Genomic DNA, 24,409 nt, shown 5'->3' on the forward strand with positions numbered 1-24,409 from the left:
GATGTGTTTGGCGATCATGGCTTGGGCGGTTTGCTGAAAGAAGGTGCTCATGGAAAATCCCCTAAATGTCTTAGTAGGAATTTAGGGGATTTTAGGGGATTTTGCAAAGGTCTCAGGCCGTCTGAAACATATTCAGACGGCCTTTGTTTTCAAGTTGCTCTAAGTCTGCCTTCATCCGGAGTATTGATGAGAGTGACTTCCTTGAATTTTATGAAGTTTATTTTTTTGCTTTCTTAACAGCTGCTTTTTTAGCAGGAGCAGCTTTGGCAGCAGGCTCAGAAGCTGCAGCTTCAGGAGCAGCTTCTGGCTCGGAGGCAGCTGATTCAGCCGTTCGTTGATAGCCTTTGCCTTTCATGCAAGCATCAAACACAGCGCGGTCAGCATTTTCACCAGATGCTTGATGGCATTGAGTCATTGCTTCTTCAACAGTAATGCGTGGCGCTGCCGCTTCTTCAGGTTTGGAAGAAGAACAAGCTGCCAACATCAGGCTACCGGTGGCAAGAGCGATTAATAAAGTTTTCATAATTATATATTCCTAAATTTTGATTTTATGGTTTACCGTTAAACGGGAGATACAGGCTACAAAACAAGCTCTGTACCTCAATATTGAGTACATGAGTGCAATTTAGTTTCATTTCAACCTGTAAGTTTTTGATAAATTAATTCTATTGAAGTTAAGACAAATGCTTAATCCTCAATAAACTCAAAATCTTGCAGACCAGTCATTTTTTCTGTTTTTTCACTGTAAAAATATCAAAACGTGGCTGTTGCTAATCGCAACCATCATTTGGGGAGTCCCTCTTTTTATGGCATAATGGACTACTTGACGGATTATTCCGCTCCCCATTTTTTCAAACCGCAGAATCAACATCATACTGCGGTTTGTCCATTTCAGAATCAGATTTTTCAGACGGCCTATCATTCAAAAGGCCGTCTGAACAGAAAGCCACCATCATGAATCCTTTCTCTTCACTCGGTTTAGGCAGCGAATTAGTCTCTGCCCTGACCGATCAGGGTTATGAAAACCCGACACCTATCCAAGCAGCAGCGATTCCTAAAGCCTTAGCAGGACATGACCTTTTGGCCGCAGCACAAACCGGCACAGGTAAAACCGCAGCCTTTATGCTGCCCAGCCTAGAACGCTTGAAACGCTACGCCACATCCAGCACCTCCCCTGCCATGCACCCTGTCCGTATGTTGGTATTGACCCCGACCCGCGAACTGGCCGATCAAATCGATCAAAACGTGCAGGCATACATTAAGAATCTTCCTTTACGCCATACCGTCCTCTTTGGCGGCGTCAATATGGACAAACAAACTGCCGACTTGCGCGCCGGTTGCGAAATCGTTGTCGCTACGGTTGGCCGACTGCTCGACCACGTCAAACAAAAAAACATCAATTTAAACAAAGTTGAAATCGTTGTACTCGACGAAGCCGACCGTATGCTTGATATGGGTTTCATCGACGATATCCGCAAAATCATGCAGATGCTGCCCAAACAGCGGCAAACCCTGCTTTTCTCCGCCACTTTCTCACCGCCTATCCGCAAGCTTGCGCAAGATTTTATGCACACGCCCGAAATGGTTGAAGTGGCTGCGCAAAATACCACCAACGCCAATGTCGAGCAACACATCATTGCCGTTGATGCGCTTAAAAAACGCAACCTGCTCGAACGTCTGATTGTTGATTTACACATGAATCAAGTCATTGTATTCTGCAAAACCAAACAAAGCGTCGATCAAGTTACCCGCGACCTCGTCCGCCGCAACATTGCCGCCCAATCCATCCACGGCGACAAATCCCAACAAAGCCGACTGGAAACCCTCAATGCCTTTAAAGAAGGCACATTACGCGTTTTGGTTGCCACCGACGTTGCAGCGCGCGGCTTGGATATTGCCGAGTTGCCTTTCGTCATCAACTACGAGCTGCCAACCCAACCTGAAGACTACGTTCACCGCATCGGACGTACCGGCCGGGCCGGTGCCGACGGCGTTGCCATTTCCTTGATGGATAAAACCGAACAGAAAATGTTTGAATCCATTAAAGAGCTGATCGGCAGCGATTTGAATGTGGAGCGCATCGAAGGCTTTGAGCCGCATTGGTGGGGCAACGACAATCAAGATGAAGCCGAAGCGCAACCGGTTCAACACAACGACAGCCGCTCTCGCCGCGATGATAGAAACAAACGCAACGAATACGCGAGCAAGTCAGACAAAAGCTCGAAAAAAGCAGAAGAGAAAAACGATCCGGGTATTGTCTGCGGCAAAATTGCCGGCAGAACACGCCGCAGCCGTCACGAGCGTCAGCCTTGCGCCCTGCTCCAACCTGGTTTTGGCGTAAAGTAAACAACGCTGATTAATCGGTTTTCTGATTATTTATCCTTAACAAATGCCGTCTGAAACTTATCTTTCAGGCGGCCTTTTATTAAACTAAAAATAAAAAGGACGTGATGAACACGTCCTTTTTTTCCGTTTCAAACGGCCTTTATTATTTTAGGCCGTCTGAAAATCGGTTTACCTTGTTACATTAAACATTCACGGTCTCGGCTACTTCGTTGTAACTGTCGATTTCGTTGAAGTTCATGTAGCGGTAGATTTGGTCGCCCTGTTCGTTGATGATGCCGATGTTAGCTTGGTATTCTTCAACGGTCGGGATTTTGCCCAGTTTGGAGCAAATCGCCGCCAACTCTGCCGAGCCGAGGTAAACGAAGGTGTTTTTACCCAAGCGGTTCGGGAAGTTGCGGGTGGAAGTGGACATGACGGTTGCGCCTTCGTGTACTTGTGCTTGGTTACCCATACACAATGAGCAACCCGGCATTTCCATACGCGCACCTGCACGGCCGAGTACGCCGTAGTGACCTTCGTCGGACAACTCTTTCGCGTCCATTTTGGTCGGCGGCGCCATCCACAGGCGGACGGGGATGTCGGACTTACCTTCCAAAAGTTTGGAGGCAGCGCGGAAGTGGCCGATGTTGGTCATACAAGAACCAATGAACACTTCGTCGATTTTGGTGCCGGAACGTTCGGACATGAAGCACACGTCATCCGGGTCGTTCGGGCAGGCGATAATCGGCTCTTTGATGTCGTCCATGTTGATTTCAATCACGGCAGCGTATTCGGCATCTTTATCCGCTTCGAGCAGCTCAGGATTTGCCAACCATTTTTCCATGGCTTTGATGCGGCGTTCCAAAGTGCGTGGGTCTTGATAGCCGTCGGCAATCATGTTTTTCATCAACACGACGTTGGATTTCATGTACTCGATAATCGGCTCTTTGTTGAGCTTCACGGTACAGCCGGCAGCGGAGCGTTCGGCAGACGCATCGGTCAATTCAAAGGCTTGTTCCACTTTCAAATCAGGCAGGCCTTCGATTTCGAGGATGCGGCCGGAGAAGATGTTTTTCTTGCCTGCTTTGGCAACGGTGAGCAAACCTTGTTTAATCGCGTAAAGCGGAATGGCGTTCACCAAATCGCGCAGGGTTACGCCCGGTTGCAGTTTGCCGCTGAAGCGTACCAATACGGATTCAGGCATATCGAGCGGCATTACGCCGGTCGCTGCTGCGAAAGCAACCAAGCCGGAGCCGGCAGGGAAGGAAATACCGATAGGGAAACGAGTGTGGCTGTCGCCGCCGGTACCGACTGTATCAGGCAGCAGCAGACGGTTGAGCCATGAGTGAATCACGCCGTCGCCCGGACGCAGAGCCACACCGCCACGGGTAGAAATAAAGGCGGGCAGCTCTTTATGGGTTTTCACATCGACAGGTTTCGGATAAGCAGCGGTGTGACAGAAAGACTGCATCACCATATCGGCGGAGAAGCCCAAACAAGCCAAGTCTTTCAACTCGTCGCGGGTCATCGGGCCGGTAGTGTCTTGCGAGCCGACAGTCGTCATGCGCGGTTCGCAATAAGTACCCGGACGTACGCCTTGTCCTTCTGGCAGACCGCAGGCGCGACCGACCATTTTTTGCGCCAAGGTGAAACCGGCTTTGCTTTCGGCAGGCGCTTGAGGCAGGCGGAATTCGGTAGAGGCAGGCAGTTTCAGGGCTTCGCGCGCTTTGGCGGTCAGACCGCGGCCGATAATCAGGTTGATACGGCCGCCCGCTTGCACTTCGTCCAGCAATACTTGAGATTTCAGGCTGAATTCGGCAACGGTTTCGCCATTTTTCACGATTTTGCCTTCATAAGGCAGAATATCGACGACATCGCCCATTTTCAGTGCGGAAACATCGACTTCAATCGGCAGCGCACCGGAGTCTTCTTGAGTATTGAAGAAAATCGGTGCGATTTTGCCACCCAAGCATACGCCGCCGAAGCGTTTGTTCGGAACGAACGGAATGTCTTCGCCGGTATGCCAAATAACAGAGTTGGTCGCGGATTTGCGTGAAGAACCAGTACCGACTACGTCGCCGACGTAGGCAACCGGATGACCTTTGGCTTTGAGTTCTTCCAACAATTTAATCGGACCGACTTCGCCCGGTTTGTCAGGCGTGATGCCGTCGCGCGGGTTTTTCAGCATCGCCAGCGCGTGCAGCGGAATATCGGGACGGCTCCATGCGTCGGGCGCGGGAGAGAGGTCGTCTGTATTGGTTTCGCCGTCGACTTTAAAGACGGTAACAGTAATTTTTTCAGGAACTTTGGCACGAGAAGTAAACCATTCGGCATCCGCCCAAGATTGCAATACTTCTTGCGCGTATTTGTTGCCTTTTTCAGCTTTTTCTTGAACATCGTGGAAAGAGTCGAACATCAGCAGAGTGTGTTTCAGACCATTTGCAGCGATAGGCGCAAGTTTGTCGTTGTCTAAGAGTTCGATGAGTGCATGAATGTTGTAACCGCCGAGCATGGTACCCAACAGTTCGGTAGCGTACTCAGGGGAAATCAACGGGCTGGATGCGCTGCCTTCGGCAATGGCAGCCAAAAATGAAGCTTTGACTTTGGCGGCATCGTCCACACCGGGCGGTACGCGGTGAGCCAACAGCTCAACCAAGAATTCACCTTCACCGGCAGGCGGATTTTTCAGCAGCTCAACCAAATCAGCGGTTTGCTGAGCAGTCAGAGGAAGGGCGGGAATACCAAGGGCAGCGCGCTCGGCGGCGGCTTTACGATAGGCTTCTAACATCTCTTTGTTCCTTTTTCTGTTTTTTCTTCTGGGCAGTTGCAAATGATTTGCAGTTAAAGATTGTAAACAATCCTTTTAAGCATCATAGACCAGTTTTCAAAAAATGGGAACAGTTATGTTACTGAATGTAATAAATTTAAACTATTTTATTTAATGTATTAATAGTTTAATCTATCTAACGCCGCCCTCTCTTGTATGTTTTAGCCAAACAGACGGGAAACTTCGGCTGATTTTTTACGGTACGGCAAGATGATTTCAACGCGGAACAGGCCGTCTGATTGGATGCTTCTGATTTTCGCATCGGTGTCATACATCAAAGTCAGGCGCTCTTTCAGGTTGTGTAAGGCCATAGAATTGCCTTTATGCGGCTTGGTATTTTCATTAGGTTCCGTTCCGCACGGATTCTCGATACTGATGAAAATAGAGGATTTTTCCAATTTTGTTAATACCGTAATTATCCCTGGACGATGGGTGGATTCGACACCATGAAAGACAGCATTTTCCAAAAGCGGCTGCAGCAGCAGATGCGGCGTTTCCGCATCGTCGGGCGCATGGTGTTGCCACATAACCTGTACGCGCATATGCCCCATGCGGATTTGCTCGATGGCAATATATTCCTGCGCCCATTCGATTTCCTGCCCCAAGGTACTGTTTTGACTGCCGTCACGCAACTGTGCGCGGAACAGGTTGGCCAGATTTTCCAGCAAAGTTTCCGCATCATACGGGCGCAGACGGATTAAGCTGATGGCGGCATTTAGGCTGTTAAACAAGAAATGCGGACGGATACGCGCCGTCAACGCGCTCAGCCTGGCTTCGGAAATCGAAGGCTCGAGGCTGTTGCGGCGGGCGGCTTCGATGTACATGAAACTGAAACAAAAAAAGGTCAGCAAGAAGAAATGTTGAATCAGCGGCCACATCTCCGTCTTCAAAATCACTACATCGACAAACAAGAAAATCAGCAGGTTGGAGACGTAGGAAATCACGACGCTGTACTGCGAGCGAAGTAGGGCCGGCGCAAATGCCTGTAAAAAATAGACCTTAAGTAAAATTAAGAGGATGACGGGGCAAGCCCATGAAAAATGTTGGAAAATCTGTTCCGGATAAGGCACGCCCGATACCGTCATCAACGGAAAGATAAACAAACTGATTAACAAAACAATAAGCAGGCGCACCAAAGTTGCGGAATTGCGCAAATCCGGCACTGCGAAATTCTGGTTTATTTGACGTATAATAGACATGATTTCAACCGTTTTCTTTCATAATGTATAGACGGGTCTGCTATATTGAAGACGTAGACCCTGTTTTTTTATTTATATTTTAAGGATGCTGATATGAGCAAGGACAAAACCTGGTCAGGCCGTTTTAACGAACCTGTTTCCGAGCTGGTCAAAAAATATACCGGCTCGATTGATTTTGACAAACGGCTGGCAGAATGGGACATCCAAGGCTCGCTGGCACACGCGCAAATGCTGACACAGTCGGGCGTTTTGAGCGAAGACGACCTCTCCGCCATCCGTCAGGGCATGGCCGAGATTATAGCAGAAATCAAGGAAGGAACTATTTCCTGGTCGCTGGATTTGGAAGATGTCCACATGAACATCGAACGCCGCCTCACCGACAAAATCGGCGACGCCGGCAAACGCCTGCACACCGGCCGCAGCCGCAACGACCAAGTCGCTACCGACATCCGCCTGTGGCTGCGCGATCAAATTACCGTTATCCAAAGCTTGATTCAAAACCTTCAGACGGCCTTGGTTGATTTGGCGGAGCAAAATGTGGAAACCGTCATGCCCGGCTTTACCCACCTGCAAGTTGCCCAGCCGGTCAGCTTCGGGCATCACATGCTCGCCTATGTTGAAATGCTCGGCCGCGATTTCGAGCGCATGGCCGACTGCCGCAAACGCGTCAACCGTATGCCGCTCGGCGCCGCAGCCCTTGCCGGTACCACCTACCCGATTCAACGCGAAATTACCGCCGAGCTGTTAGGCTTTGAACAAATCTGCCGAAACTCGCTCGATGCCGTATCTGACCGCGATTTTGCCATTGAGTTCACAGCCGCTGCTTCTCTGATTATGGTTCACCTGAGCCGCCTTTCCGAAGAATTGATTTTGTGGATGAGCCCGCGTTTCGGCTTTATCGACATTGCCGACCGTTTCTGCACCGGCTCGTCCATCATGCCGCAAAAGAAAAACCCCGACGTACCCGAACTCGTGCGCGGCAAATCCGGTCGCGTGATTGGCCACCTGATCGGCCTGGTTACCCTGATGAAATCGCAGCCTTTGGCATACAACAAAGACAATCAGGAAGACAAAGAGCCTTTGTTTGACACTGCCGACTCGCTTATCGACACCCTGCGTATTTACGCCGACATGATGCGCGGCGTGACCGTCAAACCCGACAATATGCGCGCCGCCGTAATGCAGGGTTTTGCAACGGCTACCGACTTGGCGGATTACTTGGTGAAAAAAGGCATGCCCTTCCGTGACAGTCATGAAGTCGTTGCCCAAGCCGTGCGCCATGCCGATGAAGCTGGCGTTGATTTGAGCGAATTGCCGCTTGAAGTCCTGCAAGGTTTCAGCGGTTTGATTGCCGACGACGTTTACAGCGTGCTGACACCCGAAGGCAGCTTAAACGCGCGCAACCACTTGGGCGGCACTGCGCCTGAACAAGTCCGTTTCCAAGTGAAACGCTGGCGTGAATTATTGGCTTAAACCCATCTAAACACATACTAAAAGGCCGTCTGAAAATTTTCAGACGGCCTTTTGATTACCTGTGTTACACTCAACCTCACAATAAAAACAGACAAACCTAAACTTACCTCCAAACGAGAAAACACGCCTCCTGACTTTGCCGCCATCTTCATACAAAAGGAGCAAGGATGAAAAACATTGTCTTAAAATTGATCATGATCTACCTATGCTGCGGATGCTATGCCGTATTCGTCGCCTGGGAAAATGGCGGATTCAGCCAGCTCCATGATTTTCAAGCAATAGAGAGCAACGGCATGAGCGCATACCTTCATCAAACCTCCGCCGCCACCATGCAGGCTGAAAAAAACGAGCTGTCGATTTTGCAAAACAACCAAAACAGCTTAGCCTCTTGCGTCGGCATTGAATCTTTATGCGAACAAGCCAAGCCAGGAATCTGGGTTGAACATGCCAAATTCTTACAACACAAAGACACGGGCAAATTATTGGTACTTTCGTTGGACTATTTGGAAAACAATGACACCGCAAAAACCCTACACAACCGCTATACTGCATCGCTCCTCCCCCAAGCAGACAGAACGGAAGCGTGGCATTACGCCTGGCGTACATTTTTGAGCTCAATAATATTTCTAATGGTCGTCAATCTGACGCCAATGATTTTTGCCCTATTCGAAGAAAAGACAAGCGCAGCATAAAAACATGCCGTCTGAAAACATTTTCAGACGGCATGTTTCATTATTAAAGCTTAACTCGGATGAACCATATCGGCAGGAACGACCAATTCGTCAAACTCTTCACCTGTCAGCAAGCCCAATTCGATGGCGGTTTCGCGCAACGATTTGTCGTTTTTGTAGGCGGTTTTGGCGACTTTGGCGGCGTTTTCATAGCCGATTTTACGGTTTAACGCAGTAACCAGCATCAGGGAATGGTGCAGGAAATAGTCGATTTTTTCCGGTACGGGCTCGATGCCGACGGCGCAGTGTTCATTGAAGCTGTTGCACGCATCGCCCAACAGGCGGATGGATTGCAAGAGGTTGTAGGCGATAACGGGCATATAGACGTTCAGCTCAAAGTTGCCCGATGCGCCCGCCATGCCGATGGTAACGTCGTTGCCGAACACTTGGCAGCACACCATGGTCATTGCTTCGCATTGGGTTGGGTTAACTTTGCCCGGCATGATGGACGAACCCGGCTCGTTTTCAGGGATTTTGATTTCGCCCAAACCGCAACGCGGGCCGCTTGCCAGCCAGCGGATGTCGTTGGCGATTTTGTTCAGGCTTGCCGCCAGCGTTTTCAATGCACCCGAAGCGGCAACGGCGGCATCGCGTCCGCCCAATGCTTCAAACTTGTTCGGCGCGCTGACAAACGGCAAGCCGGACAATTCGGCGAGTTTGGCGGCGGCTTTTTCGGCGTATTCGGGATGGCTGTTCAAACCCGTGCCGACCGCCGTGCCGCCCAAGGCGAGTTCATACAAATCTTTAAGCACATCGTTCAGACGGCCTAAGCCGTGATCAAGCTGGGAAACATAGCCGGAAAACTCTTGTCCCAAAGTCAGCGGCGTCGCATCTTGCAAGTGGGTGCGGCCGATTTTGACGATGGGGGCGAATTCTTTGGCTTTTTTATCCAATGTATCACGCAAGGCTTGGACGGCAGGAATGAGGTGGCGGTTGATTTCAATCGCGGCGGCGACGTGGATGGCGGTTGGGAACGCATCATTGGTCGATTGCGCGTGGTTCACATGGTCGTTGGGATGGACAGGCTGATACGCCGCCAAACCCGTACCGGCGATTTCGTTGGCGCGGTTTGCCAGCACTTCGTTCATGTTCATATTGGACTGCGTGCCGGAGCCGGTCTGCCACACCACCAATGGGAACTGCCCGTCGAGCTTGCCGTTCAACACATCATCCGCCGCCTGCGTAATCAAATCTGCCTGTTCGGGCTTAATCCTGCCGAGGGAAACATTGGTTGCTGCGGCGGCTTTTTTCACCAGCGCCAAAGCATAAATCAAAGGCTGCGGCAGGGTTTCTCCGCCGATTTTGAAATTGTTGCGGCTGCGCTGGGTCTGCGCGCCCCAATAGGCTTCGGATGGGACTTCGACATTGCCCATAGTGTCGTGTTCGGTACGGGTACTCATGCGTTTCTCCTACATTTAAATAGAAATAATAATGATTCGTAAATTTATTATACCCAGCAAAAGGCCGTCTGAAAAGAGAGAGGTTTTCAGACGGCCTTTTGCTTTATTAACCTGAAATACTAATAGAAGATAAAACCCGATTTCGGAGCAAATACAACCTGCGCCGCCGCTCCCCTCTTCTAAAAATTTTCCTCCTTGCCGATTTGTGTTCTACGCTAAGTGTTTATCGACAATAAATACCTTATCGTTTCTTTACTTTGCTTCTCTCTAAGAGCATAATAAATAAAAATGATTATCAGGATATAGATCATGAAACAAAACCATTTGATTTGCTTGTTAATGAGCAGTTTTGCCGCTGCAAACGGCTTTGCCGAAACCTTGGCAGACCCTGATGAAATCCAGCCTGTCAAAACCTTCTCCCCTCCCAAACCGATTGCACCGACCGCCGCACAAGGCTATTTCCCCGAAAACCAATTCGACCGCACCGACCGCAGCGATCATTACTTTGTTACTGAAAACATAGACCAAGCCTTCCGTCCGCTGAAAGCAAACAGCGGCTTTTACGGCAAAAGCTTTTACAATTCCGTTACCGCGCAAGCGCGCGGGGCAAAGGTGTACGGCGTAGCCAACCTCAATCACACCAAGGCCAACGGCTATAAAGACGGCGACGGCAACCAGACCGATTGGAAATACAGCCGTTTCAATCAAGCTTTGGTACTCGGTTTCGTGCCGTCTGAAAATCAGGAATACCGCCTTACTTATCTGCACGACGACATCAACAACGACCGCCAACCGCAGTTCGTCAACGACGCATTGGACACCGAACGCCACATCGCTAAACTCAACGCGCGTTGGGGCAATGCCGATTTAAGCAATACGGTCAGCGCGGAAGCAGGCATCATCAAACTCAAACGCCATGCCGACAATTACTCCCTGCGCCCAAACAACACGCCGCAGCAAGTATTCGTAGAGCTTGACCGCAAAGTGTACGACTTCTCGCTCAAACACGATGCGGACTTCGGTAAATTCCACAACACCGCCGCCGTCAGCTATCGCAACGACAGCCAAAACGGCGAGCGCAACGCCCACACTGCCATGCGCGATTTCCTCAACGGCTACCGTTTCGCCGATGTGCACATCGACCGCTGGCGCATTGCCGATACCCTGTCTTACAAGTTCAACGACCAACACAAACTGGGCTTGGGCTTAAGCTACGAACTCAACGAAGCGGACATTCGCAAAAATACGGCACAGCCCGCCCATCCGATGAACCGCAATCTCGCCTTCGCCTCGGCGCAGCAAATCTGGAAAACTCATTACGGCTACGACTTCAACGGCAAAGTACGCCGTCATGCCTTCTCCGGTGAACTCAAATACGATTTCACACCGTCTGAAACGCAAAAATACAGCGTTTCCCTTGCTCACTTAGAACGCATCGGCGACAACACCGAACGCTTCAACTCGCTTGCCGCCATCGTGCAAAACCGCATGAACGGCGCGTTGATGAACCAAACCCCAGCCGCCGCCATCGCAGGCAATCCCCTGCTGAAAACCGAAAAACACAACCGCATCAAGCTCACCGCCGACAGCCGCAACGACTACTACAACGGCTATATGAACTCGTTGGCAGGCGCAGGCTGGAACGTGGGCGGCACGCTTGTAGCAGACAAAGTCAAAGACCTGATTATTTTTGACCGCGCACGCGGACAAAGCGGCACGGTTTCCAAAGGCGGCGGCATCATCACACGCAATGTGGACGCGCGATTGTTTACCGCTCAGGCCTACGCGCGTTACAACTTCAATCCGCATTGGGCGGCAGGCATCAAAGCCGCCTACAACTACGGACACAACGAAACCGACGGCAGGCCGCTCTATCAAATCCGTCCGTTTGAAGCCGCCGTCCAAGCCGACTACAAAAACTACTTTGCCCACGGCAGCTACAACATCGGCGCCGCAACACGCTTTGTCGCCAAACAAACGCGCGGCGATTTTGACGCGGCAAGCGGTCTGGGCATAGACAAACGCGAAACCGCCAAAGGCTTTACCGTTGCCGACCTTTACGCAGGCGTAAACATTAAAGACAAATACGGCTTGCGCTTGGGCGTAAACAACGTGTTCAACAAAAAATACGCCGAATACATCAGCGGCGACCACGTCCTCGCCCTATCCCCCAGCGTAGTGTATGCACCGGGCAGAACGTATTGGTTGAGTTTGCATGCGGCTTTTTAAAATCAGGCCGTCTGAAAGAATGCCTACACTGGCTTATTAAGAATTAGGAGATAAAAAATGGATATGAAAAGACGTGATTTCTTAAAAATGACCGCCGCGCTGGCAGCGGCAGGCGTTTCGCCTTCATTGTTGGCAGCCGGTAAAGAGCAATTTACCGTATACGGCGCGCCGGCAATGCCCAGCGTTACCATTGCCGTAGCGGCGTTGCAAGGCAAGCTGGCGAAACAGGCGGACGTGTCGCTAAAAATCTGGCGTTCGCCCGACCAGCTTCGCGCAGGTGTAGCGAGTGGACAATTTAAAGTGATGATGAGTCCGAGCAATGTCGGCGTAAACCTGCGCAACCAAGGGCAGAAAGTCGGCATGGTGAATATTTTGACCAACGGCATCACGCAGCTGATGTGCAAAGGCAGCGCGATTACCTCACCGCAGGATTTGGTCGGCAAAAAAATCCTCGTACCGTTTAAAAACGATATGCCCGACATCGTGCTGCAAGCCTTGTTGAAAAAACTGAAAATCGATGCGCACAAAGTCGGCATCACCTATACCGCCACGCCGCCCGAAGCAGTCGGACTGTTTTTAAGCAAGGACTACCACGCCGCCATCCTGCCCGAACCGATGGCAACCGCCAGCCTACTTAAAGGCAAAACCATGGGCGTAAACGTCGTGCGTGGATTTGACTTGGTGAAAGCATGGGGACAGGCGTTTGACACCAAACCGCTGATTCCGATGGCAGGCATCATCGCCAACGAAGAATATTTCCACGCTCACAAAGCGCAGTTCGACATCTTCCATCAGGATTTGAAAAACGCGCTCAACTGGATACTCGCCAACCGCCAAAGCGCCGCGAAAATCGGCAAAAACTACCTCCCCGCCCCCGAACCTGCCCTAGTCATGGGCTTGGACGGCGCGCGGCTGACGGTAACCAAAGGCAGCGAAGTGAAGAACGAGATTTTGAAGTTTTACGAAATCCTGATGCAGTTCAACCCGAAACTTTTGGGCGGCAAGTTGCCTGATAACGGGTTCTTCTTGGCTTAAAAGGAGGAGAGGTCGTCTGAAAGGGGAGAAATAATATTGGGGAATTCAATATACCCTTTTCAGACGGCCTGTCAGATAATAATTAGAACAGTACACAAAAAGCCGTCATTCCCCGCGCCGGCGGGAATCCAGTCTCTGATATTGCAGGAATGTTTTAAAATTGCAGCAACGTCAAACCTCTGGATTCCCGCCTACGCGGGAATGACGGCGGGTAGTAACCGTAGGTTAAGCTGTCAAATCCGACAAAACCGTTGAACTGTCTGAAATGTTGGGTCATGACCCAACCTACGCTTGCTTAAGGAAAATACTTTGTTGGGCGGCAGGTATTCGGCATTCGATAAAAAGATACAAAAGATTACAACGAAATCTTTTGTTCAAAGCCCGTTCATACGGAAGTTGTGCATGCAGATTGATAATCTGAAGATGAGCTGTAATTTCAAATCATATTTCTTGGAACCCCTTTTGTTTAAAACGGGAGAGTTCAGCTCCGGACAAACCATTCGGTCAGATGAACATGCAAATATTAACTGGATTGGTTCAGCTTCATATGAACTGTGGTTTAGTATTCCTATTAATCAGTAAGTAAGGTTGGGTTGTCAACCCCAAAAAAACCGTCGAATTACCTAAAATGTTAGGGTATGAGTCCAATCTACGCTTAGTTATCAACTGCTATTATTGGAGATTTAAAAATGGATTTTAAATTTAAAAATATTGGACATATCATTAGTGAAGTAATTACAGAATTTATGCTTCAAAAAAAGGAGTCTTATAATTTTGGAGATAATGATGTTGTGTTTGGCGAAGCATATGAAATATATGAATGCTATTTCAAAGAAAATTTAGTAGCTTTTATCATATTAGTGCATTGTTTTAAAACGGATGAGGAGATTGAGGATAATTATTTTTATGAAATTATATTTGGTAAATTAACAAATGATGAAAATGTAAAATTTAAAAAAATACTAAAACAATTCCTTCAAAACGAGTACAAGGAAGATTTAAAGATTTTTGCGGTTGTAAAAAACACCAATGAAGATGATAGGGACAAAGTATTTAACATTTTAGAGGAAAATGGGTTTATTACAACTGAAAATCCCAGCGAACGTATTTTTATTCCTAATAATAATTATCAGTAACTAAAGGTTGGCTTAGCAGCAGTCGTAACCCGACGAAACCCCCGAAATCTCAAACCAAGGTCGTCTGAAAAACAATATTTGTGGAAACCAAACCGTTTTGTTGGTTTACGGCGTTCCATCTAACCCAATCAACTCTTTTTCAGACAACCTATCGTCCCCAAACCATTCCCATCAACCAACACCCAAACCATGATTAAAACCGATAAAATCCGCAAACCTCAGCCTGCGCTGTTTTACATCATCGACTACCTTTGGAGCGGCTTTGCCGGTCTGGGCGTGGCGATGGTGGTGGTGGCGTTGTGGGCGTGGGGCAGCGCCGTGTTCGGCGAATTTATGCTGCCTGCGCCGGTAGAGGTGTTTCAAAAATCATTGGATTTATTGAAACATTTTCAGGAAAACGAAATCGGGATTTCGCTGTGGCGGTCGGTGGTGGGTATTTCGGTTGCGTTGGTAGCGGGATTGGCGGCGGGGCTGGTGGCAGGCAGTTTTAAGACGGCGATGGCGTTGCTTAAGCCTGTGATTACGATTTTGTTGGCGATGCCGCCGATTATTTGGGTGGTAATGGCTCTGTTTTGGTTCGGTTTCGGCAATCCGAGCGTGTTGTTTACCATCATTGTGTTGGTTGCGCCGCTGACGTTTGCGAGTGCGGCGGTCGGGATGGCGAGCGTGAACAAGCAGCATGAGGAATTGTTTGACGCTTATAAATTAGGCCGTCTGAAAAAAATCCGTTATCTGTATATCCCGCATCTGACGGGCTATGTGATTTCCAGTGTCGGCGTGGCGGTGGCGATGGGGGTGAAGGTGGTGATTATGGCGGAACTCTTGGGCGCGAGCGAAGGCGTGGGCGCGCGGATTGCGGACGCGAGGGCGATGCTGGAGACTTCGACGGTGATGGCTTATGTGGTGTTGGTCATCGTGTTTGTGTCGCTGTTTGAATACCTGATTACCAAGCCTTTGGAAATTTTGTTTATGCCGTGGAGAAGATGATGCTCTGTCTTGAAAACGTGCGTTTTGAAATTCTCCGCGACCCCATCGTGCGCGATTTCAGTTTGAACCTGCAACATGGCGAAGTGAAAGCCTTGTTCGGGCCGAGCGGCTGTGGCAAGACGACGGTTTTGCGGTTGATTGCGGGCTTGGAAACGCCGAAATCGGGCTCGATACGCAATACTTTCCGCAAAACGGGGTTTCTGTTTCAGGAAAACCGCCTGCCGGAAAACTTGACCGCGATGCAGAATATCGCTATTTTTATGGACAAACCCGATGAAGGCGAAATCATCGAGTTGGCGGCGAAAGTCGGGCTGACGGCGGGCGATTTGAACAAATATCCGACCGAGTTGTCCGGCGGCATGGCGAAACGGGTGGCGTTTCTGCGCCTGCTGCTGTGCGGCTGCGACCTTGCCTTGCTGGACGAGCCGTTTGTCGGTTTGGACCGCGATTTGCGCGATATTTTGGTTGCCATGTTGGTGGAAAAAATCGAGCAGCAGGGCATGGCGTGTATGCTGGTAACGCATGACCGCTTCGAAGCCGCGCGCCTGAGCCATGAAATTATGCTGCTTTCCGCTAAGGGCATGAACGTGCAAAACGTGATTACCCTGCCTACGCCGCTGTCCGAACGCGATTCGGCTTTTGAAGAAGCCGTTGTGGCAAGGGAGTTCCAGGGGATTCATTATTATGAGTGATGAGGGAAATTTGAATATCTGACGAACCTTGCGGTTCGTTGCCCTCTCCCTAACCCTCTCCCACGGGGAAAGGGGATCAGGTTTCTCAAAATCAGAGAGCCGTAGAATTGGGAATCAGATGTCAGGTAAACCTGAAAATGTTCAGGCTCGACAGCCCAATTCCCTCTCCCCGTGGGAGAGGGCTAGGGAGAGGGTAAGCAAGCCGCAGGCTTGCCTCTTTAGCGAAAGATACGAATCTGTTATCCGAACGCGATTCGGTTTTTGAAAAAGCCGTGGTGCCAAGGGGGCAGAGGATTCATTATGAGGTGCTTTATGTTTTCGACTGTGATTACTGCTGCTGTTTTATATATTGCTACAGCAGTAGATTTGTTGGTAATACTATTAATATTTTTTGCTAGAGCAAATACTAGAAAAGAATATCGAGATATTTATATCGGACAATATTTAGGTTCTGTAATTTTAATATTAGTTAGTTTATTTCTAGCTTTTGTTTTGCATTATGTTCCGGAAAAATGGGTGTTGGGTTTATTAGGTTTAATACCGATTTACTTAGGTATTAAAGTTGCTATTTACGACGATTGTGAGGGCGAAAAAAGAGCTAAAAAAGAATTGGATGAAAAAGGGTTGTCAAAATTAGTCGGTATTGTTGCTTTGGTTACAGTTGCTAGTTGTGGTGCAGATAATATTGGACTTTTTGTTCCTTACTTTGTGACTTTAGATCTTGTCGACTTATTAGTTACTCTTCTTGTATTTTTAATATTGATTTTTGTTTTAGTATATACAGCACAAAGATTGGCTAATATTTCAGGTGTTGGTGAAATTGTAGAGAAGTTTAGTCGTTGGATAATGGCTGTTATTTATATTGGTTTAGGGTTATTTATTATTATTGAAAATAATACAATTCAAACAATAATATCAATAATATGAATGATACGGGCATTTGAGTATCTGACAAACCTTGCGGTTCGTTGCCCTCTCCCTAACCCTCTCCCACGGGGAGAGGGAATCAGGTTTCTGAAAATCAGAGGGCGCAGGATTGGGAATCAGATGGCAGGTAAACCTGAAAATGTTCGGGCTCGACAGCTTAATCCCCTCTCCCCGTGGGAGAGGGCCAGGGAGAGGGTAAGCAAGCCTTAGGCCTGCCTCTTTGGCGAAAAATACAACCCTGTCCGCCCAATAAATCCATATCCGAAAGCATCTTCATGCAGAATCAAGCCAAGCCATGAATAAATTTTTCACCCACCCTATGCGGCCGTTTTTCGTCGGTGCGGCGGTGCTTGCCATACTCGGCGCGTTGGTGTTTTTCATCAGCCCTAGTGCCGTCATTTTGCACCGCCAAATTTTCTTAGAACTCATGCTGCCTGCGGCATACGGCGGTTTTCTGACTGCCGCTATGCTTGAATGGACGGGCTATCAAGGCCGTCTGAAACCTGTCGCTACTTTGATGGCGGCATTATTGCTCGCCGCATCCGCCATACTGCCCTTTTCGCCGCAAACTGCCTCGTTTTTCGTTGCCGCCTATTGGCTGGTGTTGCTGCTGTTCTGCGCCTGGCTGATTTGGCTCGACCGCAACACTGACAACTTCGCCCTCTTAATGCTGCTTGCCGCGTTTACCGTTTTTCAGACGGCCTATGCCGCGACTGGCGATTTATTAAACCTGTTGCGCGCGCAAGTACATCTGAACATGGCGGCGGTGATGTTTGTATCCGTCCGCGTCAGCGTCCTTTTGGGTGCGGAAGCCCTGAAAGAATGCCGTCTGAAAGACCCTGTTTTTATTCCAAATATCGTTTATAAAAACATTGCCATTACTTTCCTGCTGCTGCACGCCGCCGCCGAACTTTGGCTGCCCGCGCAGACCGCCGGTTTTACCGCGCTCGCTGTCGGCTTCATCCTGCTCGCCAAGCTGCGCGAACTTCACCATCACGAACTCCTGCGCAAACACTACGTCCGCACTTATTACCTGCTCCAACTCTTTGCCGCTGCAGGCTATCTGTGGACAGGCGCGGCGAAACTGCAAAATCTGCCCGCCTCCGCCCCATTACACCTGATTACCCTCGGCGGCATGATGGGCGGCGTGATGATGGTGTGGCTGACCGCCGGACTGTGGCATAGCGGCTTTACCAAACTCGACTACCCGAAACTCTGCCGCATTGCCGTTCCCCTGCTCTTTATGGCCGCCGTCTCGCGCGCTTTCTTGATGAACGTAAACCCAATCTTCTTCATCACTGTCCCCGCGATTCTGACCGCTGCCGTATTCGTACTCTATCTTTTCACATTTGTACCGATATTTCGGGATAATGCGTTTACGGATGATCCGGAATAACACAAAAGGCCGTCTGAAACTTTCAGACGGCCTTGGCATTTAACTAAATGCTTTATTTGTTGGCGTTCAAATAAAGATTAATCAGGCGTGTAGTCGAGCTGTCGTGTTTTTGCACTTCAGTCTCGCCGTTCAATTCGGCAAGAATGGTTTTGGCCAATTGTTTGCCGAGCTCTACGCCCCATTGGTCAAAGCTGTTGATGCCCCAAATAATGCCTTGAACGAAGGTTTTGTGTTCGTACATGGCAATCAGGCTGCCCATATTGCGCGGGTTGATTTTGTCCATGAGGATGAGGTTGGTCGGACGGTTGCCGGAGAAGGTTTTGTGCGGAACCAGCTCTTCGATACGCGCTTCGTCCATGCCTTGGGCTTTGAGTTCGGCGCGGACTTCGTCCGGCGTTTTGCCGCGCATAAAGGCTTCGGCTTGGGCAAAAACGTTCGCCAACAGGATTTCGTGATGGCCTTGCAAATTGCTGCGTTTTTCAAGAGAGGCAATGAGGTCAATCGGTGTGATGTGCGTACCTTGGTGCAGCAGTTGGAAGAAGGCGTGCTGGCCGTTGATACCGGTTTCGCCCCAAATAATCGGCGAAGTTTCGTAACCGACCGGTTTACCGTCAAGGGTAACTTGTTTGCCGTTGCTCTCCATATCGAGCTGCTGGATGAATTTAGGCAGACGGTGGAGATGTTGGTCGTAAGGCGCGATAACATGGCTGCCGCCGCCGTAGTAGTTGATGTACCAAACGCCGATAAGGGCAAGGATAACCGGCAGGTTGCGCTCCAGCGGCGTGTTGATGAAGTGTTGGTCCATCAGGTGCGCGCCGTTGAGCATTTCGATGAAGTTTTCTTCGCCGAGATACAGCATAATCGGCAGGCCGATGGCTGACCACAGGCTGTATCGTCCGCCGACCCAGTCCCAAAATTCAAACATATTGGCGGTATCGATACCGAATTCGGCAACGGCTTTTTGGTTGGTCGATACGGCAACGAAGTGTTTGGCCACGGCGCTTTCATCGCCTGCATGATCCAAGAACCATTTACGCGCGGTCAGGGCGTTGGTCAGGGTTTCTTGGGTGGTAAAGGTTTTGGAGGCGATGATGAACAGCGTGGTTTCAGGGTGGACTTTGGACAATACATCGCGCAGTTGGGAGCCGTCCACGTTGGAGACGAAGTGCATGTTCAAACGCGGATGACCGAAAGGCTTGAGCGCGGTACACATCATCAGAGGGCCGAGGTCAGAGCCGCCGATACCGATGTTGACGACGTCGGTAATGACTTGATTGGTATAGCCCAACCAGCTGCCGCTGCGAACTTCATGCGCGAACTCGCCCATGCGTTGCAGGACATGGTTGACCTTAGGCATCACATCTTCGCCATCCACGACGATAGGGGCGTTGGTGCGGTTGCGCAGGGCAACGTGGAGTACGGCGCGGTTTTCTGTCGTATTGATTTTTTCACCGTGGAACATTTGCTGCATCCGTTCCGGCACGCCTGCTTCACGAGCCAACTCGAACAAAAGCGACATGGTTTCGTCGTTGATACGGTTTTTAGAATAATCCAAAGTCAGGCCGCCAACCTGCAGCCAGTAGCGCTCGGCACGTTCGGGATCCTGCTCGAACATTTCGCGCATGTGTTGTTCTTTGGTTTCGTCAAAATGTATCCATAATTTTGACCAAGCTGGTAAATCGTGAAGGTGTTTCATCGGATGCTCTCCTAGATAGTGGACAGTTTTGTTGAGAAAACGGCCGTGAGGTCGTCTGAAACGGGAACGGGGTGGTTTCCGTTTTTTGAGGTTTCAGACGGCCTTGATGTGGGTTGGGGCCGTCTGAAGATATCAGTGAAGAATCAATCTTTATCGTATTCGATGTGCTTGTTATGTATGCTTTTTTTACTTTTTTGCAGTTGCGTGCTGGCAGTGTCGCCCAAGCGCAAGGCCAAGCCGATGGCAAGAATGTCGATAACGGCCAGCTGCAGAAGGCGGGACACCATAGGCGTATAAAGCTCGGCATTTTCCTGAGTGGCAATGCTCAATACGCAGTCGGCCATTTGAGCCAACGGCGAATCATTGCGGGTCAGCGCGATAACGGCTGCACCGTTTTCTTTGGCGATACTGGCCGCGTCCAATAATTCGATAGATGAGCCGGTATTGGAAATCGCCACCAATACATCCTGCTCAGTCAATACGGAAGCCGCCATCAGCTGGGTATGCGTATCGACATAGGCAACGGTGGACATACCGAAGCGGAAGAATTTGTGTTGCGCATCTTGGGCAACGATGCCGGAGTTGCCGACACCATAAAACTCAACGCGTCGCGCGTGCATCAGAATGGCAATCGCGTTTTCAAGCTCGGATTCTTTCAGGAAGCGGCGCTCGCCCAAAAGGGAGGCTGCGGCATTGCCCAATACTTTTTCGACCACGCTGCCCATGTTGTCATCGGCGTTTAATTCTTCATGAACGTAAGGCATGCCTTCGTGGCCGATGCTGGCAGACAAAGCGAGTTTGAACTCAGGCAAGCCTTTGTAACCCAAGCTGCGGCAGAAACGGATTACAGTCGGCTGACTGACGGATGCACGCTCGGCGATTTCCGCCACAGCGGCATGAACGAACCATTTCGGCTCGGCCAGCGCAGATTCGGCAACTTTGCGTTCTGCGCCGGAGAGGTTGGACAATGATTCGCTGATTTTGCTTAACATATACTCTACCCTTTGATTTTTTGACGTTCAGGACAAGGGTTTTTTCCACCCCCTGCCCTGCACCGCCGTTTGTGTGTTTAAACGTTATTTAAATGATTGTCTAATGCGACCGCCGCGCCGACGATGCCCGGAAATTCGCTCAATACGACATACACGGGAATAGCGGCAAGATAAGCTTCAAAGCGGCCTTTGTTTTCAAAGCGGCTGCGGAATGGAGACGTTTTAAAGTAATCCAACACGCGCGGGATAATCCCGCCGCACAAATACACGCCGCCGCGCGCACCCAATGACAAAGCCAAATTGGAAGCAACCGTACCCAGCATGGCGCAGAAAATATCCAAAGTCTGACGGCAAATCGGCGATGTTCCGCTCAATGTCTTATCGGTGATTTCAGAAGGCTTCAGACGGCATTGTTTGATATTGTCGCGTTTAGCCAATGCTTCGTAAATCAGGCTCAAACCTGCGCCGCTCAAGAAACGCTCGGCAGAAACATGGCCGTATTTGTTTTTAGCGTATTGCCAAATCAATACTTCCATATCGTCAAACGGCGGGAAGCTGGTATGGCCGCCCTCGCCTGCCAACGCTACCCAGCCGGCAGCGCTGTGCACCAAACCGCTGACACCCAAACCGGTACCCGGACCGATAACGGCTTTAGGCGCAAATTCGATTGGTTTTTGACCGCCGATTTGTATCAAGTCTTTCTTATCGGTTTTTGTTACCGCCAAAGCCTGGGCGGTAAAGTCGTTCAACAGAATCAACGTTTCAAAACCCAAAGCCTGGCGGGTGGTTTCGATGGAGAATGCCCAGTGGTGGTTGGTCATCTGCACCCAGTCGCCCAAAATCGGATTGGCAATCGCAAAGGCGGCGTGCAAGACTTTCGGACTGCCTGCGCGTTCCAAATAAGTTTTGGCGGCATCGACAATGGTGTCGTAATCCTGGCAAGGCAAGACTTCAGCCTTTTCAATGACCTGTGGTGCAGTTTCAAGTGCAAAACGGGCATTCGTACCGCCGATATCGGCAACCAAACGAGGATAAGCTTCAGTGTGCATAGTAGACATGGCAGTTAATTCCTTGGTGATTGAGAATCAGACTGGTCGGATATTCGGTATCGGCCCTTGCGGCGGCTTTATCAAATACTGCTTTTTTCTCTGCGCCTTGAATAGCCAAAAACACATTCGGCGTTTTGGCAATCGCACCCAAAGTCATGCTTACGCGCTCATGCGGCGCGGTAACCGGCGTAGTATGAATCAATGTCGGGTCATCGGCTTCATTGATTGCTGCCTGTAATTGAGGCGCTTGAGGGAACAACGACGCCGTATGCCCGTCTGAACCCATGCCCAACACCAGCACGTCAGGTTGCTTGTAATGTTTCAATGCGTAAGCAACGACAACTTCAGGTTGTAATTCAGTTTCAGACTTTCCATCTTCAACAACAGGAATCCATGTAGCAACGGCCGCGTTATTTTTGAGCAGATATTCGCGTACCAAGCCTGTATTGCTGTCGGCATGCGTGGTCGGAACGATACGCTCGTCCACCAATGTGATGCCGACATTTTGCCAATTTAAATCTTTTTGCGACAAAGCCTCGAAAAACGCAATCGGCGAACGACCACCGGAAACGGCCAAAACTGCATGGCCTTTCTCATTCAACGCGGCTTGCAATGCAGCGGCAACGGCATCGGCGAGAGCTTGCGCGGCAGTTGCAGCGTTTTCTTGTTCGTGCCAAACAAACATGTTTCGTCCTTTCATGGTTTCAGACGGCCTTTTGTTAGAAAACAAGGCCGTCTGAAAGAAATATTATTGCTCTTCGTGCCACTTGTTACCGTCACGGGCCAACAGCACGCGCGCAGCTTCAGGACCCCAAGAATGGGCTTCGTAAGCATGTGGAGGCGTTGTATTGTTCGCCCAGTTTTCCAAAATCGGCATCACATATTCCCAAGCGGCTTCGAGTTCATCGCGACGGTTGAACAAAGCGAGTTTGCCGTTAATCACGTCCAGCAGCAGACGCTCATAAGCCTCAGCGCGGCGACCCTCTACGGCTGTGCCCAAGTCCACGCCAATCGGTGTCACTTCGACTTTGTTGCCTGCACCCGGGGTTTTTACTTGAGTGTAAAGGCGGACGGATTCGGTCGGTTGTAGTTCAATAACCAAACGATTCGGCGCGGCTTGGCTGTTGTCGAAAATATGGTTTTGCAGCGGACGGAAGTTCAACACGATTTCCGCCACTTTGCCTGCCATGCGTTTGCCGGTACGCAGGTAGAAAGGTACGCCTTTCCAACGTTCGTTTTCGATTTCGGCTTTGATGGCGACATAGGTTTCAGTGAAACTGTCTTTCGGTACATCGACTTCTTCTAGATAGCCGTTCATGCCTTTTGCTGCAACATATTGGCCGCGAATAACATTTTCGTTGACGGATTCGATGGTCAGGGGTTTCAGCGATTTGATGACTTTCACTTTCTCGTCGCGTACGGCATCGGCATCCAAGCTTGCCGGCGCTTCCATCGCAGTCATACAAAGCATTTGCATCAAGTGGTTTTGCACCATATCGCGCAATGCGCCGGTAATGTCGTAAAACTCGCCGCGTTCTTCCACGCCCAACTGCTCGGCGATGGTCAGCTGTACGCTTTCAATATATTTGTTGTTCCACAAAGGCTCGAACATCACATTGGCAAAACGCAAGGCCAGCAGGTTTTGCAGGCTTTCTTTACCTAAATAATGGTCAATACGGTAGATTTGCTCTTCTTTGAAATAACGGGCCACATCGGTATTGATTTGCTGGGAAGAAGCCAAGTCCGTACCCAACGGTTTTTCCAAAACCACGCGCACGTTATCGGCATTCAAACCGATTTCAGCAAGGTTTTCACAGGCTTGCGCAAAAAATTTCGGTGCAGTTGAGAGGTAGATCACGACATTTTCAGTATTCTTGCGCGCTTTTACCAAGTCGCCCAAAGCAATGAAGTCCTCTTTCTTTGTCACATCGACTTTCAAATACTCAAGACGTTGGATAAACGATGCCCACGCTTCTTCTGAGAAGTTTTGTTTGACATGGATTTTAGAATTCGTTTCCACTTTGGCCAAAAAGCCGGCGGTATCCAATTCGCTGCGGCTTACGCCCAAAATACGACCTTCGGGATGAAGCAAACCGGCTACATGCGCCTGATACAGGCAAGGCAAAAGTTTACGCATTGCCAAATCGCCGGTCGCGCCAAACAACACCAAATCAAAATTTGTCTGTGTACTCATCGTTTCATCTCTCGTTGAGGAAGCTTGCTTCAAAACTTTTGGACTGTCGTCATCTATAAAAATCGATTAAAATCAAAAGCCTTTAAGCAATAAGCAGTAAAAAACCAATCGCCTGCACCAA

At 49.7% G+C, this 24,409-nt stretch carries 20 protein-coding genes; 11 read left to right on the forward strand and 9 right to left on the reverse strand.

Translation table 11 applies throughout. The features are described from left to right. Positions 1 to 237 (forward strand): hypothetical protein (locus ACTHTJ_RS05360; RefSeq protein ID WP_440360860.1); only part of this gene is annotated, 237 nt, incomplete at its 5' end. On the opposite strand, the gene ACTHTJ_RS05365 is transcribed toward ACTHTJ_RS05360, so the two are convergent. Then, positions 218 to 523, reverse strand: coding sequence for a hypothetical protein (locus tag ACTHTJ_RS05365; protein ID WP_070583540.1), 306 nt, complete (start codon positions 521 to 523; stop codon positions 218 to 220). The two genes, ACTHTJ_RS05360 and ACTHTJ_RS05365, sit on opposite strands and share 20 nt — an antisense overlap. 428 nt (positions 524 to 951) lie before the next feature. On the opposite strand from ACTHTJ_RS05365, the gene ACTHTJ_RS05370 reads away from it, so the two are divergent. Continuing rightward, positions 952 to 2,346: a DEAD/DEAH box helicase gene (locus ACTHTJ_RS05370; RefSeq protein ID WP_107792484.1), complete on the forward strand. Its 1,395-nt coding sequence runs from the start codon at positions 952 to 954 to the stop codon at positions 2,344 to 2,346. Positions 2,347 to 2,527: 181 nt separating this feature from the next. On the opposite strand, the gene acnB is transcribed toward ACTHTJ_RS05370, so the two are convergent. Continuing rightward, positions 2,528 to 5,113: a bifunctional aconitate hydratase 2/2-methylisocitrate dehydratase gene (gene acnB / locus ACTHTJ_RS05375; protein ID WP_315093832.1), complete on the reverse strand. Its 2,586-nt coding sequence runs from the start codon at positions 5,111 to 5,113 to the stop codon at positions 2,528 to 2,530. A gap of 200 nt (positions 5,114 to 5,313) precedes the next feature. Next, positions 5,314 to 6,351 carry a sensor histidine kinase gene (locus ACTHTJ_RS05380; RefSeq protein ID WP_440360859.1) on the reverse strand — a complete coding sequence of 346 codons (1,038 nt, stop codon included), beginning with the start codon at positions 6,349 to 6,351 and terminating at the stop codon, positions 5,314 to 5,316. Between the two features lie 93 nt (positions 6,352 to 6,444). Here ACTHTJ_RS05380 and argH point away from each other — a divergent pair, with 93 nt between their 5' ends. Beyond that, entirely contained in the window at positions 6,445 to 7,824 is a 1,380-nt protein-coding gene (gene argH, locus ACTHTJ_RS05385) for an argininosuccinate lyase (RefSeq protein ID WP_440360858.1), read from the forward strand. Positions 7,825 to 7,991: 167 nt separating this feature from the next. Beyond that, positions 7,992 to 8,516: a hypothetical protein gene (locus ACTHTJ_RS05390; protein ID WP_440360857.1), complete on the forward strand. Its 525-nt coding sequence runs from the start codon at positions 7,992 to 7,994 to the stop codon at positions 8,514 to 8,516. Between the two features lie 50 nt (positions 8,517 to 8,566). On the opposite strand, the gene fumC is transcribed toward ACTHTJ_RS05390, so the two are convergent. After that, complete coding sequence (gene fumC, locus ACTHTJ_RS05395) at positions 8,567 to 9,955, reverse strand: class II fumarate hydratase (RefSeq protein ID WP_070583554.1); 1,389 nt, start codon at positions 9,953 to 9,955, stop codon at positions 8,567 to 8,569. 309 nt (positions 9,956 to 10,264) lie between these two features. Between fumC and ACTHTJ_RS05400 the strand changes: the two genes are divergently transcribed. From ACTHTJ_RS05400 to ACTHTJ_RS05430, 7 genes are all read left to right on the forward strand, one after another. Further along, positions 10,265 to 12,184, forward strand: a complete 1,920-nt coding sequence (locus tag ACTHTJ_RS05400; RefSeq protein WP_070583556.1) for a TonB-dependent receptor — start codon at positions 10,265 to 10,267, stop codon at positions 12,182 to 12,184. 57 nt (positions 12,185 to 12,241) lie between these two features. Further along, positions 12,242 to 13,219, forward strand: coding sequence for an ABC transporter substrate-binding protein (locus tag ACTHTJ_RS05405; protein WP_003675852.1), 978 nt, complete (start codon positions 12,242 to 12,244; stop codon positions 13,217 to 13,219). Between the two features lie 689 nt (positions 13,220 to 13,908). Then, on the forward strand, positions 13,909 to 14,355 hold the full coding sequence (locus tag ACTHTJ_RS05410; RefSeq protein WP_070583558.1) for a hypothetical protein: 447 nt from the start codon (positions 13,909 to 13,911) through the stop codon (positions 14,353 to 14,355). A 189-nt stretch (positions 14,356 to 14,544) separates the two neighbouring features. Next, positions 14,545 to 15,342, forward strand: coding sequence for an ABC transporter permease (locus ACTHTJ_RS05415; protein ID WP_070583560.1), 798 nt, complete (start codon positions 14,545 to 14,547; stop codon positions 15,340 to 15,342). Further along, complete coding sequence (locus ACTHTJ_RS05420; protein WP_210389034.1) at positions 15,342 to 16,034, forward strand: ATP-binding cassette domain-containing protein; 693 nt, start codon at positions 15,342 to 15,344, stop codon at positions 16,032 to 16,034. Before ACTHTJ_RS05415 ends, ACTHTJ_RS05420 begins: the two co-directional genes overlap by 1 nt. Before the next feature lie 312 nt (positions 16,035 to 16,346). After that, positions 16,347 to 16,961 (forward strand): CadD family cadmium resistance transporter, encoded by a 615-nt coding sequence (locus ACTHTJ_RS05425; protein WP_036491903.1) that lies wholly within the window; start codon positions 16,347 to 16,349, stop codon positions 16,959 to 16,961. A 295-nt stretch (positions 16,962 to 17,256) separates the two neighbouring features. Then, complete coding sequence (locus ACTHTJ_RS05430) at positions 17,257 to 18,357, forward strand: NnrS family protein (protein ID WP_070583564.1); 1,101 nt, start codon at positions 17,257 to 17,259, stop codon at positions 18,355 to 18,357. Between the two features lie 52 nt (positions 18,358 to 18,409). Here ACTHTJ_RS05430 and pgi read toward each other — a convergent pair whose 3' ends face one another. From pgi to zwf, 5 genes are all read right to left on the reverse strand, one after another. After that, positions 18,410 to 20,053 (reverse strand): glucose-6-phosphate isomerase, encoded by a 1,644-nt coding sequence (pgi, locus tag ACTHTJ_RS05435; protein WP_070583565.1) that lies wholly within the window; start codon positions 20,051 to 20,053, stop codon positions 18,410 to 18,412. Positions 20,054 to 20,196: 143 nt separating this feature from the next. Beyond that, on the reverse strand, positions 20,197 to 21,045 hold the full coding sequence (hexR, locus tag ACTHTJ_RS05440) for a DNA-binding transcriptional regulator HexR (RefSeq protein WP_004519348.1): 849 nt from the start codon (positions 21,043 to 21,045) through the stop codon (positions 20,197 to 20,199). Positions 21,046 to 21,122: 77 nt separating this feature from the next. After that, positions 21,123 to 22,103, reverse strand: a complete 981-nt coding sequence (locus ACTHTJ_RS05445) for a glucokinase (protein ID WP_039861966.1) — start codon at positions 22,101 to 22,103, stop codon at positions 21,123 to 21,125. Further along, complete coding sequence (gene pgl, locus ACTHTJ_RS05450; protein WP_049322098.1) at positions 22,084 to 22,779, reverse strand: 6-phosphogluconolactonase; 696 nt, start codon at positions 22,777 to 22,779, stop codon at positions 22,084 to 22,086. Before pgl ends, ACTHTJ_RS05445 begins: the two co-directional genes overlap by 20 nt. Before the next feature lie 63 nt (positions 22,780 to 22,842). Then, complete coding sequence (zwf, locus tag ACTHTJ_RS05455; protein ID WP_070583566.1) at positions 22,843 to 24,288, reverse strand: glucose-6-phosphate dehydrogenase; 1,446 nt, start codon at positions 24,286 to 24,288, stop codon at positions 22,843 to 22,845. Positions 24,289 to 24,409 lie beyond the last annotated feature (121 nt).

Source organism: Neisseria sp. P0018.S001 (genome assembly GCF_051957355.1).
Taxonomy (GTDB): Bacteria; Pseudomonadota; Gammaproteobacteria; order Burkholderiales; family Neisseriaceae; genus Neisseria; species Neisseria subflava_A.